Origin of the sequence: Thermobaculum terrenum ATCC BAA-798, from assembly GCF_000025005.1 — a bacterium.
Classification (GTDB): Bacteria; Chloroflexota; Chloroflexia; order Thermobaculales; family Thermobaculaceae; genus Thermobaculum; species Thermobaculum terrenum.
Genome location: NC_013525.1, coordinates 1,918,495 through 1,936,312, shown reverse-complemented (window position 1 = coordinate 1,936,312; position 17,818 = coordinate 1,918,495). Strand labels below are relative to the sequence as shown.

At 62.5% G+C, this 17,818-nt stretch carries 17 protein-coding genes, 1 tRNA gene and 1 CRISPR repeat array; of the genes, 11 read left to right on the top strand and 7 right to left on the bottom strand.

Annotation, left to right across the window (positions count from 1 at the left end; all coding sequences use genetic code 11):
• Positions 1 to 220: 220 nt before the first annotated feature.
• Both accD and TTER_RS09125 read left to right on the top strand, forming a co-directional pair.
• Positions 221 to 1,078 (top strand): acetyl-CoA carboxylase, carboxyltransferase subunit beta, encoded by an 858-nt coding sequence (accD, locus tag TTER_RS09130; RefSeq protein WP_012875734.1) that lies wholly within the window; start codon positions 221 to 223, stop codon positions 1,076 to 1,078.
• A complete protein-coding gene (locus TTER_RS09125) occupies positions 1,079 to 1,948 on the top strand; it encodes an acetyl-CoA carboxylase carboxyltransferase subunit alpha (RefSeq protein ID WP_012875733.1) in 870 nt (289 codons plus the stop codon).
• Between the two features lie 78 nt (positions 1,949 to 2,026).
• Here TTER_RS09125 and TTER_RS09120 read toward each other — a convergent pair whose 3' ends face one another.
• Both TTER_RS09120 and TTER_RS09115 read right to left on the bottom strand, forming a co-directional pair.
• Entirely contained in the window at positions 2,027 to 3,055 is a 1,029-nt protein-coding gene (locus TTER_RS09120) for a 6-phosphofructokinase (RefSeq protein ID WP_012875732.1), read from the bottom strand.
• A gap of 97 nt (positions 3,056 to 3,152) precedes the next feature.
• Positions 3,153 to 3,235, bottom strand: a tRNA-Leu gene (locus tag TTER_RS09115).
• 53 nt (positions 3,236 to 3,288) lie between these two features.
• Between TTER_RS09115 and TTER_RS09110 the strand changes: the two genes are divergently transcribed.
• From TTER_RS09110 to pnp, 5 genes are all read left to right on the top strand, one after another.
• Entirely contained in the window at positions 3,289 to 3,858 is a 570-nt protein-coding gene (locus TTER_RS09110) for an RNA polymerase sigma factor (RefSeq protein ID WP_012875731.1), read from the top strand.
• Positions 3,859 to 3,921: 63 nt separating this feature from the next.
• Complete coding sequence (locus tag TTER_RS09105; RefSeq protein WP_277422784.1) at positions 3,922 to 4,638, top strand: anti-sigma factor family protein; 717 nt, start codon at positions 3,922 to 3,924, stop codon at positions 4,636 to 4,638.
• A 21-nt stretch (positions 4,639 to 4,659) separates the two neighbouring features.
• The gene (locus TTER_RS09100; protein ID WP_012875729.1) at positions 4,660 to 5,700 is read left to right on the top strand and encodes a lysylphosphatidylglycerol synthase transmembrane domain-containing protein; all 1,041 of its coding nucleotides are present in this window, start codon (positions 4,660 to 4,662) and stop codon (positions 5,698 to 5,700) included.
• Positions 5,701 to 5,736: 36 nt separating this feature from the next.
• The gene (rpsO, locus tag TTER_RS09095) at positions 5,737 to 6,024 is read left to right on the top strand and encodes a 30S ribosomal protein S15 (protein ID WP_012875728.1); all 288 of its coding nucleotides are present in this window, start codon (positions 5,737 to 5,739) and stop codon (positions 6,022 to 6,024) included.
• Between the two features lie 78 nt (positions 6,025 to 6,102).
• The gene (pnp, locus tag TTER_RS09090) at positions 6,103 to 8,304 is read left to right on the top strand and encodes a polyribonucleotide nucleotidyltransferase (protein WP_012875727.1); all 2,202 of its coding nucleotides are present in this window, start codon (positions 6,103 to 6,105) and stop codon (positions 8,302 to 8,304) included.
• A gap of 31 nt (positions 8,305 to 8,335) precedes the next feature.
• Here pnp and coaE read toward each other — a convergent pair whose 3' ends face one another.
• Positions 8,336 to 8,944: a dephospho-CoA kinase gene (gene coaE / locus TTER_RS09085; RefSeq protein WP_012875726.1), complete on the bottom strand. Its 609-nt coding sequence runs from the start codon at positions 8,942 to 8,944 to the stop codon at positions 8,336 to 8,338.
• Positions 8,945 to 10,022: 1,078 nt separating this feature from the next.
• Here coaE and TTER_RS15785 point away from each other — a divergent pair.
• From TTER_RS15785 to TTER_RS09060, 4 genes are all read left to right on the top strand, one after another.
• Positions 10,023 to 10,196 carry a hypothetical protein gene (locus TTER_RS15785; protein ID WP_169302662.1) on the top strand — a complete coding sequence of 58 codons (174 nt, stop codon included), beginning with the start codon at positions 10,023 to 10,025 and terminating at the stop codon, positions 10,194 to 10,196.
• A 174-nt stretch (positions 10,197 to 10,370) separates the two neighbouring features.
• A CRISPR array of direct repeats spans positions 10,371 to 11,009; the repeat unit is 29 nt; unit sequence CGGTTCACCCCCACGCGTGTGGGGACAAT.
• Between the two features lie 692 nt (positions 11,010 to 11,701).
• Entirely contained in the window at positions 11,702 to 11,890 is a 189-nt protein-coding gene (locus TTER_RS09075; protein ID WP_012874478.1) for a hypothetical protein, read from the top strand.
• Positions 11,891 to 12,308: 418 nt separating this feature from the next.
• Positions 12,309 to 12,584 carry a hypothetical protein gene (locus tag TTER_RS09065; protein WP_041424317.1) on the top strand — a complete coding sequence of 92 codons (276 nt, stop codon included), beginning with the start codon at positions 12,309 to 12,311 and terminating at the stop codon, positions 12,582 to 12,584.
• Positions 12,585 to 13,375: 791 nt separating this feature from the next.
• The gene (locus TTER_RS09060) at positions 13,376 to 13,621 is read left to right on the top strand and encodes a hypothetical protein (RefSeq protein ID WP_041424440.1); all 246 of its coding nucleotides are present in this window, start codon (positions 13,376 to 13,378) and stop codon (positions 13,619 to 13,621) included.
• Between the two features lie 186 nt (positions 13,622 to 13,807).
• Here TTER_RS09060 and TTER_RS09055 read toward each other — a convergent pair whose 3' ends face one another.
• The 4 genes from TTER_RS09055 to TTER_RS16210 all read right to left on the bottom strand — a co-directional run bounded on the left by TTER_RS09055 (position 13,808) and on the right by TTER_RS16210 (position 17,618).
• On the bottom strand, positions 13,808 to 15,277 hold the full coding sequence (locus TTER_RS09055; RefSeq protein WP_012875721.1) for an SH3 domain-containing protein: 1,470 nt from the start codon (positions 15,275 to 15,277) through the stop codon (positions 13,808 to 13,810).
• Between the two features lie 93 nt (positions 15,278 to 15,370).
• Positions 15,371 to 15,691, bottom strand: coding sequence for a GlsB/YeaQ/YmgE family stress response membrane protein (locus TTER_RS09045; RefSeq protein ID WP_012875720.1), 321 nt, complete (start codon positions 15,689 to 15,691; stop codon positions 15,371 to 15,373).
• 73 nt (positions 15,692 to 15,764) lie between these two features.
• A complete protein-coding gene (locus TTER_RS14810) occupies positions 15,765 to 16,670 on the bottom strand; it encodes a DNA-3-methyladenine glycosylase family protein (protein WP_012875719.1) in 906 nt (301 codons plus the stop codon).
• Between the two features lie 816 nt (positions 16,671 to 17,486).
• Positions 17,487 to 17,618, bottom strand: coding sequence for a hypothetical protein (locus TTER_RS16210; protein ID WP_277422771.1), 132 nt, complete (start codon positions 17,616 to 17,618; stop codon positions 17,487 to 17,489).
• Between the last annotated feature and the right edge of the window lie 200 nt (positions 17,619 to 17,818).

The following is a 17,818-nucleotide window of genomic DNA, read 5'->3' as shown; positions in this document are numbered from 1 at the left end:
CCTGAGTATGACCGTTCTGAGGGACTAGCTACATAGGGGGCTGACTTGCCAGGCCCCCTATTATTTTGGGGACCGGTGGGTGTTACCAGGGCTGATAGCGAGTACTGGCAGTATCTCTACAAATGTGCAGCGGTCAGGGTATAGAATTGGTTGGTTTGGTATGTTACTAGTAATGGTTGAGAGGGTGATATAATACCCTTTGTTTGTGGAGGTTGCGGGTTTGAGGGATTTCTTCCGTCGTCATAGCCCAACTTTTCACCCTGCTCAGGAGAACAGGGACATCCCAGATGATCTCTGGGTGAAGTGCACCAAGTGCAAGGAGCTGCTGTATCATCGTGAGCTCGAAAACAACGAGATGGTGTGTCCTCGGTGTGGGCACCATTTCCGCCTGAGGGTGCATCAGCGGGTCAGGTACCTGGTGGACGAAGGCTCTTTCGAGGAGCAGTTTGCATGCATCTTCCCGGACGATCCTCTGGGGTTTGAGGCCAACGGTGAGACTTACCTCGGAAAGGTTCGCGAGAAGCAGAGGGAGACAGGAATTGCGGACGCCATGGTGGTGGGCACTGCCAAGATCGAGGGTCACCCATTGGTGCTGGCGGTAAGCGACTTCAGCTTCATGGGCGCGAGCATGGGCTCGGTGTACGGGGAGAAGCTGGTCAGGGCGGTGGGCCTGGCTTTGCAGAGGCAGCTTCCCATACTCACGGTATCGTCCTCTGGGGGCGCCCGCATGCAGGAGGGGATCTTCTCGCTGATGCAGATGGCCAAGACGGTGGCGGCGTTTGCGGAGCTGGGTAGGCGAGGGCTGCCGCACATATCTCTCCTGACGGACCCCTGCTTTGGGGGTGTGACGGCCAGCTATGCGATGACTGCGGACGTGATCCTGGCTGAGCCCAAGGCGCTCATAGGCTTTGCGGGTCCCAGGGTCATAGAGCAGATAACCAGGCAGAAGCTGCCGCCAGGGTTCCAGACGGCCGAGTTCTGCCTGGAGCACGGCATGATCGATATGGTGGTCCCGCGGAGGGATCTGCGACCGGTTATAGGCAATTTGTTGACCATATTTGATCGGGAGGGGAGCTAGTTGTCCGAGAACTCCAAGACAGCCTGGGATAGAGTGCAGACGGCGCGCAGGGCCGACAGGCCCAAGACGCTCGACTACATCAACGCTCTTATCGATCCGTGGTTCGAGATGCACGGGGACAGGGCTTACGCCGACGATGCTGCCATGGTGGGAGGTATAGGCCGGTTCCGTGGCCGTGCCGTGGTGGTGCTTGGCCACCAGAGGGGCAGCGACACGAAGGAGAACCTGAGGCGGAACTTCGGCATGCCTCGTCCTGAGGGGTATCGGAAGGCTAAGCGGATCATGGAGCTGGCTGCCAAGTTCTCGTATCCCTTGATCTGCTTCATAGACACTCCTGCCGCGGATCCTGGCATGCAGTCCGAGGAGAGGGGGCAGGCGCAGGCGATCGCTGCCTGTCTGTACACCATGGCCAACCTTCCTGTGCCCGTGGTTGCGACGGTCATAGGCGAAGGCGGCAGCGGAGGGGCTCTGGCCATAAGCGTAGCGGATCGCCTGTACATGATGGAGAACGCCATCTACTCTGTGGCCTCGCCGGAGGCCAGTGCGACTATCCTGTGGCATGATGCCAGCAAGGCGCCGCTTGCCGCGGAGGCCATGAAGATCACAGCGCAGCATCTGCTGGAGTTTGGGATCATCGATGGGGTAGTGCCTGAGCCGGACGAGGGGGCACACGCCGAGCCAGCAGCGGCCATAGCAACGCTGGGGGACTACATCGCCAGTGCGTTGAGCGAGCTTGACGCGAAATACCGGAACGGTCGGGCATACAAAGCCTCTGCCCTGATAGCCGACAGGCTGGAGAAGTACAGGCGCATAGGCAAGTGGCAGGAAGAGTCCCGGGCGGCTCTGAGCGAGATTCAGCCCTCTTCGTAGCTGTTGTGACAGGGACAGGAAAGGGGAGCTACATGACATAGCTCCCCTGTTTAGTTTCCCCTGCTTATACCGAGGGTATCAGGCGTTGAGGTTCTGGATCAGCTCGATGAACTGTGGGTAAAGCGTCTTGGTCTTGCCGGCGATCTGCGCCAGGGGCACGGTGGTGAGGTCCAGGCCGTGCAGCACGACCATCTGACCGAAGCTGTTGTTGTGTGCCAGCTCCACAGCTTTCTCGCCGTAGCGGGTGCCCAGTATGCGGTCGAACGCGGTGGGGGAGCCACCTCGATGCAGGTGCCCTATCTGGATGGATCTTGTTTCCCAGCCGAGCCTGCTTTCGATCTCCTGTGCAAGGCGCTCGCCGACGGCCTTCTCTGCCAGGATCACGTGCCCGAAGGCGTCGGTCTTGGCGTTCTCGGGCACCTGAGCCTCACCGAAGCTGATGCCCTCGGCTGCTACAACTATTGCGTAGCTGCGCCCTCTGCTGCGGACCTTCTCCAGGCGCTGGGCGACGTCATCGAGGTCGACCTCTATCTCGGGCACGAGGATCACGTCGGCTCCTCCGGCGAGGCCACCGAAGCCAGCGACCCAGCCGGCGTCGCGCCCCATGGCCTCCACGACCATCACCCTGTGGTGGGACCTGGAGGTGGTTCTGAGCCTGTCTATAGACTCCATGAGGCGGTTTACGGCCGTGTCGAACCCGATGCAGTAGTCGGTCTCGGGGACGTCGTTGTCCATGGTCTTGGGCACGCCGACCACGGGGAAGCCTCTGCGGTCCAGCTCGGCAGCGACGCTCAGCGTATCATCGCCGCCTATGGCTATCAGGACGTCCAGGCCGTTCTCGCGGAAGTGGTTCTCGACGGCCTTCATGGTATCTTCCGACTTCATGGGGTTGGTGCGGGATGTGCCCAGGTTGGTACCCCCGACCTCATGGATGTCCTGTACCCATTCCCTGTCCAGGGGGATCGTTAGGTTATCCTGTACGCCTTTCCACCCATCTAGGAACCCGACGACTTCGTCGCCACGGGAGAGTGCGCTCAGGACCACTGCGCGGATAGCGGCATTGAGCCCTGGTGCGTCCCCTCCTCCTGTCAGAACACCAACTTTCATGCTCTTCTTCTCCTGGAAAGTGAATATAGGCTGTCTGAGGGTTTATAGTATAAGCATGACAACCGGATGTGATGGCTGCCCCTTGGGGCAGAACCGGTGCCGAAGGTGGGATTCGAACCCACACGGGGTTTCCCCCACTCGCTTTTGAGGCGAGCGTGTCTGCCGTTCCACCACTTCGGCTCTTCAATATGGCAGTATAAGTAAGAAATATATCTTCAGTCAAGCGGTGAGCAGTGGAAATACCAAACGACGATGAACTAGTTAGAAGAGCGCAGGAGGGGGACCTGGACGCCTTCAACAAGCTTGTGGAGCGGTATCAGGTCCAGATGTACAACCTGGCCATCAGGTATATCGGGGATCCATTCCTTGCCGAGGATGTGACCCAGGAGGCGTTTGTGGCGGCATGGAAGGCCCTCGGGAGCTTTCGTGGGGGGTCCTTCAGGTCCTGGCTCTTCAGGATACTGATCAACGAGGCTCACGATCTCAGGCGGAGGCACGTCAAGCGCACGCCAGGGTCGCTGGACCAGATCCTTGAGGAGCTTGGGGAGTTCCCGCAGATGGGGGATCCTCACATCGGGCCGGAGGAGACCGCGGTATCTGCTGCCACGTTCAAGGCGATAGAGAAGTGCATCCAGAAGCTGCCCGAGGAGTACAAGCTTGTGCTGCTGCTGGTGGATGTGCAGGGGCTATCCTACGACGAGGTTGCCACGGCGCTGCGGCTGCCGCTTGGGACCGTGAAGTCGAGGCTGTTTCGGGGACGATGCATGCTGCGCGAGTTGTTGAAAGATTCGGGGGAACTGTAAAAGAATTGTTAACGTCTAATATCCAGAAGCTACAAGGAAGGTGGTGAGAGGTTTTTGGAGAAGATGGAGCCTACAAATCATCCTGAGCCAGAGAAGCTGGCGGGCCTGATAGACGGTGCCCTGCCAGATACCGAGAGGATACTGGTCAGGCGTCATGTGGAAGCCTGCCAGTCCTGCAGGCGCGCGTTGGAGGAGATGGAGAGGATGGTCGCCCTGTTGCGTGCCCTGCCGCAGTATGCTCCCAGGAGGTCTTTCCTGCTGGATGAGAGCCATGCGAAACAACGTCCTGTAGGCTCCTTTGCGTCGGTGTACGCATCTCTTGCCGCCTCGGTGATCCTTGCGCTGGGCATGGCGCTATCGCTCCTCATCGGTGGATATGGGCCGGACCAGCCGGAGATAGTGCTGACACCTGAGGACTCCAGGGTCTCGCAGGAGTCCGTTCAGGGGATGGCTCCGACCGCGACGGTGAGCGCGGGCATGATGATGCCGGCGGGGGTGGGCGCTGGCGCTGCCCCAACGGTGACGATGAGTCTGGAGACTCCGGCCTCCGCGTTTGCGCCCGGCGACAGGTCGGTCAGCAGCTCCGGGGGCGCACAGGCTGCGGGAGGGGTGTCGCGGACTACCCCCTCGGCTTCCGGAGGGCAGGAGCCGGTGGAGACCTCCACCTCGAGCTCCAGCGACTACACGGGCACCCTGGCGCGGACTCTTGGAGCTCTGTCGCTGGGGTCCCTGCTGCTGTCCATCCTGCTTTTCATGCGCACAAGGCTCTACTTGAGGTGACCATTAGGGTATACTCGATCTGTGAGCGACGGTAACGTCTCTGCGAGTGTGAGGGCCCTAAGGGGGCGATTACTTCTGGGGTTTGGGCTTGGCCTGCTGGTCGTGCTCGTCCTGGTGATGCTGACGGACCTGCGGAAGCTGGCGAGCACCCTGGAGACCTTCAGGTGGGAGCTTGTGCCGCTGATCCTGGGGCTGACGCTCTTCAACTATGTGCTGCGCTTCCTCAAGTGGCACTACTACCTGGGCCTGATAGGCGTCAGGGGCATCAGGCTCTCGCACAGCGTGGCGATCTTCCTGTCGGGGCTGACGATGGCCATGACGCCCGGCAAGGTGGGGGAGCTCCTCAAGAGCGTGCTGCTGAGGAGGGTGGCCGGCACGCCTGTCAGCGTCTCTGCGCCGGTGGTGATGGCCGAGAGGCTCACGGACGGGGTAGCTCTGATAGTCCTCAGCCTGGGAGGGCTCTATCTCTTCCATGTGGGGGGTGCGATGCTAGGCCTCATAGCTCTTGGGGCGGCGCTGCTGGTGTTCGTGTTCGTCACGGAGAGCGGCAGGTCGCTGACCATGGCGCTGGCGGGGATGGTGCCTTTCGTGAGGGAGCGGACCCATCATGTGGTGGCGCTGTACGAGAGCTCCCGGAGGCTACTTGCGCCCAGGCCCCTGCTGCTTGCGGTCGCCATCGGCATAATCTCCTGGTCGGGGGAGTGTCTGGCGTTCTTCCTGGTGCTGGCGGGGCTAGGAGAGGAGGCTTCCTGGCGACTGCTGGTGACGGCGGCGTTCGTGCTGGGGGCTTCGACCCTGCTGGGCTCGGCCTCGCTGATGCCTGGTGGGCTGGGGGTGGCAGATGCCTCGGTGACGGGGCTGCTGCTGCTCGTCATGCCCGGGGCTGTTACGGTGCCGGAGGCTGTGGCCGCCACGCTGCTCATCAGGTTCTGCACGCTGTGGTTCGGTGCCCTGGTGGGGGTGGTGACGCTGCTGGCGACCAGGAGGATGTTCGAGGGAGGCGCTCCGGAGGTCGAGGATTCTCTTGAAAATTCTCGAACGATTTCTGATATACTGAGTTGATTAGAGGAAGATTATACATAAAGTTTAGGAGGCAGAATGACTTTGGAGGCAACCGACAAGGCGTCGGTAATAGAGCAGTTCAAGAGGCACGACAACGACACCGGCTCCACGGAGGTGCAGGTGGCTCTGCTGACCCAGAGGATACAGCACCTGACGGACCACCTTCGGGAGCACAAGCACGACAACCACTCGCGTCGGGGCCTGCTCAAGCTGGTGGGGCAGAGGAGGCGCCTTCTGAGATACCTCTACAGGCACGACCTGGAGAAGTATCGCGAGGTGGTGCGAGCTCTAGGTCTACGAGAGACAATTGGCATCAGGAGATAACCCTGTGCCACTTATATCGCAATAACGGAGCCCAGGGCCAGTCGCCCTGGGCTTTTCATAGAGGTGTGGAACGCGAAGATGATTAGCAAGTTTGAGACTATCTGGGCAGGACGGAAACTATCTATAGAAACAGGCAGGATAGCTGGCCAGGCACACGGAGCTGTGCTGGTCCAGTACGGAGATACCGTGGTCCTTACCACGGCCGTGAGGGCGGACGCACCCTCCAACATGGACTTCTTCCCGCTGACGGTGCAGTACGAGGAGCGGATGTACGCGGCGGGCAAGATCCCTGGGGGCTTCATCCGCCGTGAGGGCAGGCCCTCGGAGAACGCAACGCTGGCCGCAAGGCTGACCGACCGCCCTCTGCGCCCTCTCTTCCCGAAGGGCTACAAGTACGAGGTACAGATCATCACCACGGTGCTCAGCACCGACCAGCAGAACGAGCCCGACCTCCTCTCGATAATCGGCGGCAGCGCGGCCCTGAGCATCTCGGACATCCCCTTCCTGGGGCCCGTGGGTGCGGCGAGAGTGGGGTACATAGACGGCGAGTACATACTCAACCCCACCGCCGACCAGCGGGAGGAGAGCCTGCTGGACCTGACGGTGGCGGGCACGAAGGACGCCGTGATCATGGTGGAGGGCTCCGCGCACGAGCTGCCGGAGTCGGTCATGCTGGGCGCGGTGGAGTTCGGTCACAGGATGCTGCAGGACACCATAAAGCTGCAGGAGCAGCTGGTGGCTGTGGCGGGTAAGCCTAAGCACCACTTCGACGTCCCCGAGGTGGACGAGGAGTTCACCGCCCGGGTGCGCGAGTGGCTGGGCGACAAGCTCAAGGAGGCCGTGAACAACCCGGACAAGGTGCTGCGCGAGGAGGCCATAGCCGAGGTCAAGGCCAACCTGATCGCGGCGATGATCAGCGACGACGTGGCGGATCCCGCAGACCTGACGGGAGCCGTGGCCCGCGAGTTCGAGACGCTCCTGAAGGAAGAGGTGCGCAACCGCATACTGAACGAGGGCGTTCGCCCGGACGGAAGGGGCCCAAAGGAGATTCGCCCAGTCTCGGCGGAGGTGGGGCTCCTGCCGCGGACACACGGGTCGGCGCTCTTCACCCGCGGCCAGACCCAGATCATAAGCGTGGTGACGCTGGGCACCAGGCGCGAGGAGCAGATCCTCGACGACCTGGGCATGGAGGAATCCAAGCGCTTCATGCACCACTACAACTTCCCGCCATATAGCACGGGCGAGATCAGGCCGCTGCGAGGCCCCAGCAGGCGCGACATAGGCCATGGCGCCCTGGTGGAGAGGTCCCTGCTGCCGGTCATGCCCTCGGAGGAGGAGTTCCCCTACACGGTCCGCGTGGTCTCCGAGGTGGTCAGCTCCAACGGCTCCAGCTCGATGGGCAGCGTGTGCGGCTCGACGCTGGCGCTGATGGACGCTGGCGTGCCGATCAAGGCGCCGGTCTCCGGCGTGGCGATGGGCCTGGTCACGGGCCCGGACGGCAAGTACGTGATCCTGACGGACATCCAGGGCATCGAGGACGCGCTGGGAGACATGGACTTCAAGGTGGCGGGCACCGAGAAGGGCGTCACAGGCCTGCAGATGGACATCAAGACCACCGGCATAACCTTCGACATCATGAGGGAGGCGTTCGAGCAGGCGCGCGAGGGCAGGATGTACATCCTGGGCAAGATGCTGGAGGCGATACCCGAGGTCCGCAGTACCCTCTCCGGGTACGCGCCGCGAATCCTCACGATGAAGATCAACCCCGAGAAGATCGGCGCGGTGATAGGGCCCGGCGGTAAGACGATCAGGGCGATCACCGATGCAACGGGGTCCCAGATCGATATCGAGGACGACGGCACGATCCTGATCTACTCGACGAACGCCGAGGGGGCCGAGGAGGCCAGGCGGCGCATCGAGATGCTCACCCGCGACATAGAGGTGGGGCAGGTCTACACCGGCAAGGTGGTAGGGATCATGCCCTACGGGGCGTTCGTGGAGCTGGCGCCCGGCAAGGACGGTCTGGTGCACATCAGCGAGCTGTCCGATACGCGGGTGAACCGTGTGGAGGATGTGGTCAAGCTGGGCGACGAGATCACCGTGATGGTGACGGACATAGACCGCAACGGCAAGATAAGCCTCTCGAGGCGCGCTGTCCTGACGGGTGAAACGCCATCCTCCAGGCAGTCGGGCAAGCTGGCGGTGGCCTCCGGATCCCAGGGATCCAAGCCCTCCAGGGGTGGGCGCCCCTCCGGCAAGCCCCGATCCTCAGAGCGATAACACCAGGGGCACGGCGCGTGGTTGCCGTGCCCTACGTAGCCAACCTCTCAGCTATCCTCTCCCATTGGGCGAGCACCTGCTGCCTTGTATCCTCGACACTCCCCGAGTTGTCGATGACGACATCAGCCCTGCGGACCTTCTCCCCCTGAGGAGGCTGGGCGTTGATCCTCCGTAGCGCCTCCTCCCTGGTGAGCCCACTCCTGGCACGCAGCCTCTCCAGCTGCTGCTCGGGTGTACAGGTGACGACCCACACCTCGTCGCACAGTGAGTCGAGCCCGCTCTCAAAGAGCTTGATGGCGTCGATGACCACCACTCCCGGGCTCCCCGAGACCTCATGGGATATCCGCTCCACGACGTAGGGGTGCACAATCCGCTCCAGCCTGCGAAGGGCGTCGGGATCCGCGAACACTATCCTCCCCAGCGCGGCGCGATCCACGCTGAGGTCGGTCCTGAGGATGTCGCTGCCGAACTCCTGGACCACCCGCTGGTAAGTGGAGGTGCTGGGCACGAGCGCCTCGTGAGCGATGAGGTCGGCGTCGAGCACCCGCGCGCCGAGCTCGGCAAGCATCCCGCTGACGGTGGACTTGCCACAGGCTATGTTACCGGTGAGGCCAATTACGAATCTGCTGCGATCTTTCAAGGTGTTTCCCCCCTTACAGGTCTATGATACCCTGTAATGCCCCCGAGGGGGCACTCCCTCCCCCCGCCCCCCTCCGGGGGACTGCCCCAGGCGGGGTGCCTCTCATGGAGAGTGGTCTCTCCAAGCCTCTCCTCTGTGGATCTTCCACCACGCAGTGGTGTAAGGGGGATTCATGGAGAGGAGGGGGACGGGAGTCGCCGCCCCTCCTCTCCATGACCTCTCCCTAGGGTGGATCACCCAGGGCTGGGTGTGTTAGGGATTCATGGAGAGTACCCTCTCACGCACTCCTCCTGGTGGAGGAGCACCACTCAGTGGCGAGGGGGGCTTCCTCTCATGGAGAGTGATCTCTCCAAGCCTCTCCTCTGTGGATCTTCCACCACGCAGTGGTGTAAGGGGGATTCATGGAGAGGAGGGGGACGGGAGTCGCCGCCCCTCCTGGGTCCCCGGACGATCATGGATCGTCTGGGGTTCCCCTCCTCCTCTCCATGGCCTCACCACCCCCCACAAAGCTGTGCCATGGTGCCATCCAGGGAGGTTGTGGAGAACATATGAGTGCTCTGAGGCGTCCTGCTCTGTCCCAGGGACCCCCTCTCCCCTAGCCCCTCTCCCACCTCTGGAGAGGGGGACGCTCGGTGGTGTCCAGTGGACTGGGTCATAGAGTAGGGATCAGTGGAGTTTAGAAGGGTGGTTTGGGGATGGGATTGGGATGGGGAGGGATGGTGGCCGGCCGAGGTAGTGGGAGGACAGGGGGCGCATCCCTGCTGGAGAGAGGGAAGGTTGGACGTTAGGGGCCTGGATAAGGGTTGGGTCATGGAGGATAGGGAGGGCTTAGGGAAGGGAGTGGAGTGTGCTATGAGGGGTGGGAGAGAGTGGCATTATGGTAAATTCCCGATTTCCCGGTTCTTAAGTAATCGGGAAATCGGGAATTGCTTCGGAGGGGTCCGTCGTGAGAGGGGTGCATGGGGCCTGGGGGCTGGAGGTGACCCTGCGCTGAGGAGTAATTAGAGACAGGTATATCAAGGCCTGCGTGTGGCCCGGGAGTGAGGTGTCGGGGCCAGAGGAGGCCGCCTGTCCCACGATGGACGGAAGCCTGGCAGGGCCAGAGGTGCCCCTTGCCCGCAACTACACCCTGAGAGTGCTCCGCAGGAAGCAACGCCACAGACGGATGCCTGAGCGCAGGGTCATGAGGACTTCCCTCAGGCGATGCTACCACCATGGTGCGGGGTATCACTCATCTACAGCATTATGGTAAATTCCCGATTTCCCGGTCCCTTAACAATCGGGAAATCGGGAATTAGTCGTAAGTACTCCCTCTGCAGCAGGCGATGACCTTTCCCCCTGCCGCAGCCACAAGCCACAACCCTCACACTCTATATCCCACCCAAGGGGAGGAAGGCACAGCTTGCCTCTCGCCGATCTCAAGCCCCGGTTCACCCCCACGCGTGTGGGGACAATCGTTCTGGGACATGCCCAGCCGCTCGCGGACGCGGTTCACCCCCACGCGTGTGGGGACAATTAAGGAATTCACGCTTGATCATCTCGTACCTCCGGTTCACCCCCACGCGTGTGGGGACAATCGGCCCCTGTGGGCGCGTGCTCACCTGGAGGACGGTTCACCCCCACGCGTGTGGGGACAATCACACTACAAGGAGCAGACGATGAGCGCATACCGGTTCACCCCCACGCGTGTGGGGACAATTGGTGGCAGGCGCAGTACCTGGGCTCACAGCCCGGTTCACCCCCACGCGTGTGGGGACAATGCCTCGCGGATGCGGGCGTCGTCGTCACAGTACGGTTCACCCCCACGCGTGTGGGGACAATGTCTCGGGAGGTGCCCACACCCTGCCACGCCACGGTTCACCCCCACGCGTGTGGGGACAATGAGGGATTTCGCCTGCTCCCAGGTCGTGAGCTCGGTTCACCCCCACGCGTGTGGGGACAATTGGACGCTCTTCACGGTTCGTGGTCTCGGTGGCGGTTCACCCCCACGCGTGTGGGGACAATGGTGTATTCCGCATCCCTAAAGACTGGCTTTCTGGTTCACCCCCACGCGTGTGGGGACAATACTTGCTAACTCCGCATTCTACCTGGGGGTTTAGTTTTAGATACCCCGTTTGGTATCAGCCAGCCCCTACTCTACACCCCTCCGCCCAGGCTGTCAAGATACCCCCCGACATGTCCAGGCTCCACTCCATGCAAGGGCACAGGCTCTAATTCCCGATTTCCCGGTCTCTTAACAATCGGGAAGTCGGGAATTTGTCCGAAGGGGGCCGCTTGACGGAGAGGCTACCTGAGGACTGGGCTCTGCCAGGGGAGTTCGCGAGGAGGGGGTCCCAGAGAGGGGTGTCTGAGACCTGATGGGGCGTACGACGAGGCACCGGTCCGTACATGGAGCTGAAGTGCCTGGGATGGGACAAGTGGGAGCTGAGTCCTGAGGACTTCTGGAGAGGGGCAGTGGCGGAATGTGGGCGTGCCCCGGACCATCTCTGCTGCCTTTGAGAGGAGGATGCGCAGGGGCGAAGACCAATTCCAGATGCCAGTAATCCTGCCCCTGCAGACCCTCTGCAGCAGGAGGACGGGAAGCCCGGGCCACAGGTGGGCGGCGCCGGACAGGGACGGCTCACCTGTGGCAGGGGGCGGGAGTCATCCAGCGTTATGGTAAATTCCCGATTTCCCGGTCTCTTAACAATCGGGAATTCGGGAATAAGGGTGGTGGGTGTGGGGTATCCCTGAGGGCGAGCTGTTGGGGAGGCCGCTGTGGGGCTGTGTGGTAGCGCAGCTGGGAGCTTTGAGTGCAAGGCCATGGCAGGCACCAGGGACTACAGGGGCAGGGTACGCTCTGGGAGTCCACTGCCTATGGAGTGGAGGCAGGATCTGCCCACGCCTCACACCTGGGTGCTCGAGACCTCCCCGTGGTGCAAGCCCGCAGGGAGCACTTATGACTAATTCCCGATTTCCCGGTCCCTAAAGAATCGGGAATTCGGGAAGAAGGGTGCTACATGAAGGGGGTCATGGATTGGCGGGGAAGGGCTCGGAGGATTGTGAGCTGGGGGTGCAGGGCTGGGGAGGGATATGCGGGAGCCACCTCCTCAGGGGACGTGGGGGAGCTGGGAGGTGCTGGAGCCTCGGGGCAGCTCCCGGGGCAGGGGACCCTGGAAGGCAAAGGGGAAGGGATAGGGGCTGGAAGGGTCTGCCTCCCGCTTGCTCACCTGCTCCGTGGGTGCCTGTGCATGTGAGGGGTGTGGTCACGGGGAGTGCCAGGCAACCTCTACGATCCCCAAGGCAGGATAGATGTTATGACTAATTCCCGATTTCCCGATCCCTTAACAATCGGGAATTCGGGAATAAGTGGTTGTGGTCTTGCATGGAGGGATGGGACACGTGGGATCGTGGAGGTGGGGCGCAGAGCGCTGTGAGAGCTATCCCCTGCTGGAAGGGCGCTACCGGTGAAGGTGGCAGCGTCATGCGTGGTCCTGAGGATCCGGCAGGGGCCATAAGAGCGGTGGGGGGAGCGGGCCAGATGCCTGGAAGTGGGCACTCGCGGGGTCAGTTGGGTCCTGGCAGGGATGATGGACTGGAAGGTGGGGTGGAGGCGAGTGGATGGCAGGCAGAGCTTGCAGGCCATGAAAGCTGCTACTAGACTTCCGGCTGGCGGTGGTCGTGAGATCAGGTGATGGGGCAGTTGGGACTGAGGGTTCGGCACAGGGAGAGTACATTGGGTCAACATAGAGGACGGTAAGTGTTATGGTAAATTCCCGATTTCCCGGTCCTTAAGTAATCAGGAATTCGGGAAAAAGTGGCGTGGGGGTGGAGAGATCTCTTGCATCCCTGGGAGGGTGGTGTCTGGGGAGCATGGGGTTGAGGGGGTGGGAGGGCTGGGGGGTCAGTGGGGGTAGAGGGATTGCCTGCTGTGGGGAGGGATACTCCCCCTGGGGGTGCACCGGGTCCACAGGCAGTGCAGGGTGTCATGACTTATTCCCGATTTCCCGGTTCTTAAGTAATCGGGAAATCGGGAATTGGGGCTGGGGCTATTGATGTGGGGTGCAGGGGGTTGTGGGAGGTGGGGCGTATTGCCAATTGCCTTGCACCTCAGAGCAGATACGAGGACTGCACGCGTAGGAGTCTTTGAGGTGCCATACCCTCTTATCCTCTTGCACCTCAGAGCAGATACGAGGCCTGCACGTGGGGTCGTGGGGGTGGTAGATGTGACCGGCATATGGGTAACGTGGCAGCGCCAGTAGCCTGGCTGGTCGTGGGGGTGATACATGAGGCCGGGAGGGTTGCCGCGTAGGTGCGGAGGGTGGGGGGAGCACCGAGCGGCCAGTGCCTCTGGTTGGCCGGCAAGGGTGGCCGCGTAGGTGGCTGTGGGGCATATAAGGTCCCGGAGGCGATGACCACTGGTTGCATGGTGCCTGCACCTGCGGGTGCTAGGTGCATAAGCTGCCATATGTCCTGGGTCAGGTGTACGAGAGCGCTCTGCCTATACCTATGGGTGCGGGGTACGTAAGGGCTGGGGGCGTGGTGGTGGCGGTGACGGCTGAGATGGATGGGATAGGGAGGTGTCAATATGTATCCCAAATATGTATCCCAGGTGGAGGCCCTGGGCTGCCAGGGGCTTGGGTGCTCTTGTGGTGGGTGATCGCCATGTGCCGCAGGTGGTGGGTGCGGGGAGGGTGAGCTCCCGAGGGCCTGGGGCTGGGCGATGGGTGCAGGTGTATGTGGAATGCGATATATGCGGGTGGAGCTCCTGACAGGCTGGGGCTGAGGACAGGGTATGTGCTCAGGCTTTGCCCTCTCGGGGTGGGCTGGGGGACGGTGAGGGGTCCCCCTCTCCCGAGCGGAGAGGGGGGTAGGCATGGCCTGTCAGGCGAATATGAGCAGGTCGGGTGGGACGTGCATCCGGATGCCTCCCGGCACGGGGGCGTACCCGAACACCTGGCGCATCGTCATCAGAGGGGTGTCGAAGTGTCCCTCGGTGGTGGATGGTCCCTCGGGGAACAGCTTGATGCCCCTGTAGCGCACGAATGGGTAGCGCGAGCTGTCGGTGAAGAGGTTGTACTTGAACGTCTTGATGTAGGGCGCGCCCAGACCGTCGGCGTCGATGATGAGGTCCACCTCGGGGTACAGCCGGATGGTGTCCTTGTTCTGGATCATCGACTCCAGGAACTGGTGCACGATCAGCACCTTCTTGTGGGGCAGGCCCTCGCGACGGACGTAGTCGTTGAGCATCTGCTGGACGGCGTTGACCTGGGAGCCATCGATGGACCCCACGGGGATGCCCGGTCGGTCGTGCCCGGGCACCACGTGGAACTCGGGATCCAGCGCCACCTGGACGTTGTCGTACTTGAGGTAGCCCTTGTCGATCATCCGCTGCACCTGCTCGACGGGGTTGGAGCTGCCCAGCTGGGTGTCGAGCACCACCAGCCAGCCGAGCTCCTGGGCGGGCTTGATGTACGTGTTGACGATGTCTACGCCCGTGTCGTCCAGGTACGACAGGCAGTCGCTGTCGCCCCAGCAGGGCACCGCCATCGCGTAGATGAGGTGTATCTCGGGGCGCACCTGCTTGTCGCCTATGTAGGGGCGCATCTGCGCCTCGAAGCGCTGGACGTCGCGAGCCATGTCGTCCAGGTTGCGGTACAGGCCTACGCGTCCCAGGATGGGTGCCACCCCGAAGGACCGGCCATACATCCCCAACAGGATGGTGTTATCCATCCAGGAGGCGGCCCTGCCCCTGGGCACATGTATGGTGGGCGCGGGCTTGGGAGGCTGCGGCTCTTCGTCGGTGAGCAGGTTGGCGTAGGCGTACCCCAGGTGACCCTCGTAGCGCACTTTGTACCAGGACTCTCCGTCGACCGATATCTGGCAGATGGCGCGCACCTGTGCCCCGAGGGGCATCGTGAGCAGGATGTCGGCCTCGGTGCTGGGCTCTGCCCTCAGGTTGAGGCCGCTGTCGGATGTGACGTACAGTGCCCGGGCCCTGGCGGGCTGGCATCCCGCCTGCTCGTCGCCGGGGGGCCTGGTGGGCGTCGGCGAGGGGACGCTTGTGGGGCTGGGCTTCGGGCTCGCCACCGCGGTGGGTGTGGGCGAGGGCGCAGGGCTCTCGCTGGGGCGAGCGGTGGGTGAGGGCTCGGGGCTGGCGACCTCTGTGGGCGTCGGCGAGGGCTGCCCCACGGAGGCTGCAGCCGTCGGCGAAGGTGCGGGCGATGCCTGGGGGCCGGCGGAGCTTGTGGGGTCGGGCGAGCTGCCGACCGTCGGGGTGGGGGATCCTCCCCTGCCGCCACAGGCCACCAGCAGCAGGCACAACAGCACTAGCAAGGAAAGTCTACGGTACATGTTCACTCCTTACAGCAACTACTTGCCGGCAGGCAGGTCCCGCCGGCGCTAACATATATAACGCCCTCCTGGTGGACAAAGTTACATGACTGGCTAGGCGCGCCTTCGCTGGCCGATCCACTCCAGCAGGAACGCCAGGATGATGGCGCCCACCAGCGCGGGGATGACGCTGATCCCGCCTATCTCAGGTCCCAGGTTCCCCAGCAGCAGGCCACCGATGAGGCTGCCGAGCAGCCCCGCCGCGATAGCGCCCAGCCAGCCGTAGGGCAGCTCCCCTGGGACTATCATGTCGGCGATCCATCCCACGATGCCTGCAACGATCAGCGTGAAGATCAGGCCGATCAGGCTGCTGGCGATGAGGATGATCACCGCGAACACGATCAGCGCTATGATGAGCAGGATTACCAGTGGCATACACCTCTCCTTATACCCTTGATGACTTACACAGCATCCTTGCAAGAAGGGTACCAAAATCTTGACCCTCTATCTACACCCCTCTGGTCACCTGCAGGTGCAGCCACCACAGCCATGCCCCCCAGGCCCTCCAGGGACTCCACGCCGCGGAGATCTCCCTCACCTCCGCCTCCGTCGCTACCCTGCCGCCCAGGTAGTGCCGCCCCATGACCGCCCGCAGGCCCAGGTCCGCCGCAGGGATCACATCGGCTCTCCCCAGCCCCCGCATCAGGACGTACTCCGCGGTCCACCTGCCCACTCCGAGGAACCGCACGAGCTCCGCGATCGCCTCCTCCACGGGGAGGACACCCAGCGCCCGCAGGTCCAGCTCCCCCGAGGCCACAGCCCTCGCCAGCCCCAGTATATAGCGGGCCTTCTGCCGGCTGAACTGGTTGCCCCTCAGCAGGTCCTCAGGCAGATCGGCGATCCTCCACGCCGGCGGGAAGACCCAGTACCGCTCGCCATCCACCTCCAGGACACTCCCACACAGCTCCACCAGACGGGCCTTCAGCTTGCGCGCGAACGCCACGTTCACCTGCTGGCCGATGATCGCCCACATCAGCGCCTCCAGAGGATCCGCGATCAGCACGGGCCGCGCCCAGAGGTAGTCCTCCATCACCCGGCCCAGCACCCTATCCCTGAGGGGCACCTCGCGGTAGAAGGCCCCAGGATCCTCGTCCAGCAGGAAGATGCGCCTCACCTCGGCCTCAGCGGCCGCCACGGTCGCATCGTCCAGCGCGTCGCCCCAGAGGGTCACCCGCACGCCCTGCCCTTCCTGTCGCACCTGCAGCAGCACCGCTCTTTCATTAATACGAAGAGCCCGCCTGCAGGCATCCTCCGTCACCTTCTCCAGCACCGCCGAGGGCGAAGTGCGCAGGTACAGCAACGCATGAGCCAGCCGCAGGGGCCCATTGGGGACAATCCACCTCTCGACCCACATACTACCTCCAGGAAGCTTCTGTATGTGCTGCATCCCATTATGCCGGATGAGCCCGGGGGGGCATCCTTGCCCCCGGAGCGCGGAGAGAAATTCCCGATTTCCCGATTGTTAAGGGATCGGGAAATCGGGAATTAGTCATAACTCCCTGCCTGTGCAGCCGTAGGGGCTTCAAGCCTCAGGACCGCATGCCACCGTGCACCAGACACGCAGCTGCTACCCTTCCCAGGAAGCAACTGCCACTCCTGCTGTGGCAGCTCAGGGTGGGGACCGGGGCTGCAGAGCACGCTCAATCGGTGGTGTGCTACCAGTCCTGTCCCCTCCTTGCATCCCTCACCACTCTTCACCCAGCCTCTCAGCGGGCAGCCTCCCTGATAGTCCATCCTCAGAGTCCACACCGCAGCCCAACGCGTCACATGCCAAGTGCCAGGCGCACTTATTCCCGATTTCCCGATTCTTTAAGGACCGGGAAATCGGGAATTTACCATAAGACTTACTCCCTCTGTGTGGCCAGTGCACCCTCTTGTGATGAGCAGTTCTCCCCGCCCCTCCTTCCACCACGTTCCGTCCCTTTGCCACCCTTCTACATCCCACCACTTCCCACTCCAAGATCTTGCCTCCTGAGCGCCGCCGAGTATCGCCCTCTCCAGTAGGCAGGAGAGCCCCGGCGCACTAATTCCCGATTTCCCGATTGTTAAGAGACCGGGAATTCGGGAATTAGTCATAAGTGTACTCTTTGCAAGCCAGGCAACGCGGCCCTGGATGTGTACCCAGCGCTCCACCTCACCCCTCCCCCGACTCTCCATATGCAGGGCACTCTCATACCTGGCAGGGATTGACGACGCACCACATACCCTCCACCTCCTCGCAGGTCCTCAAGCTGCCAGTGTCCAGCCCCTCAAGGTCAGTTCCCCAGTCCTCAGTAGCCTCGATCAGGCGTCTCCTCCTCATCACCCTCATAGCCCCCTGCACCCCCGATCGCCAGGCAAAGCCCCACAGCCCCTAATTCCCGATTTCCCGATTGTTAAGGGACCGGGAAATCGGGAATAAGTCATAACACTACCCTCTCCCACCACTCCAATCCCACCCTTATCCAACCCCCTAACACCCCCAACCGGTCCCTCTCCAGCAGGGGGGTGGCCCTTGTCCTC

Bases quoted from the DNA above. Each gene is read 5' to 3' on its own strand.
- pnp (WP_012875727.1), top strand. From the start codon at position 6,103: ATGATTAGCAAGTTTGAGACTATCTGGGCAGGACGGAAACTATCTATA.
- TTER_RS15785 (WP_169302662.1), top strand. From the start codon at position 10,023: ATGGACGGAAGCCTGGCAGGGCCAGAGGTGCCCCTTGCCCGCAACTAC.
- TTER_RS09120 (WP_012875732.1), bottom strand. From the start codon at position 3,055: ATGAAAGTTGGTGTTCTGACAGGAGGAGGGGACGCACCAGGGCTCAAT.
- rpsO (WP_012875728.1), top strand. From the start codon at position 5,737: ATGACTTTGGAGGCAACCGACAAGGCGTCGGTAATAGAGCAGTTCAAG.
- TTER_RS09045 (WP_012875720.1), bottom strand. From the start codon at position 15,691: ATGCCACTGGTAATCCTGCTCATCATAGCGCTGATCGTGTTCGCGGTG.
- TTER_RS14810 (WP_012875719.1), bottom strand. From the start codon at position 16,670: ATGTGGGTCGAGAGGTGGATTGTCCCCAATGGGCCCCTGCGGCTGGCT.
- TTER_RS09055 (WP_012875721.1), bottom strand. From the start codon at position 15,277: ATGTACCGTAGACTTTCCTTGCTAGTGCTGTTGTGCCTGCTGCTGGTG.
- TTER_RS09065 (WP_041424317.1), top strand. From the start codon at position 12,309: ATGGAGGGATGGGACACGTGGGATCGTGGAGGTGGGGCGCAGAGCGCT.
- TTER_RS09105 (WP_277422784.1), top strand. From the start codon at position 3,922: ATGGAGCCTACAAATCATCCTGAGCCAGAGAAGCTGGCGGGCCTGATA.
- TTER_RS16210 (WP_277422771.1), bottom strand. From the start codon at position 17,618: ATGAGGAGGAGACGCCTGATCGAGGCTACTGAGGACTGGGGAACTGAC.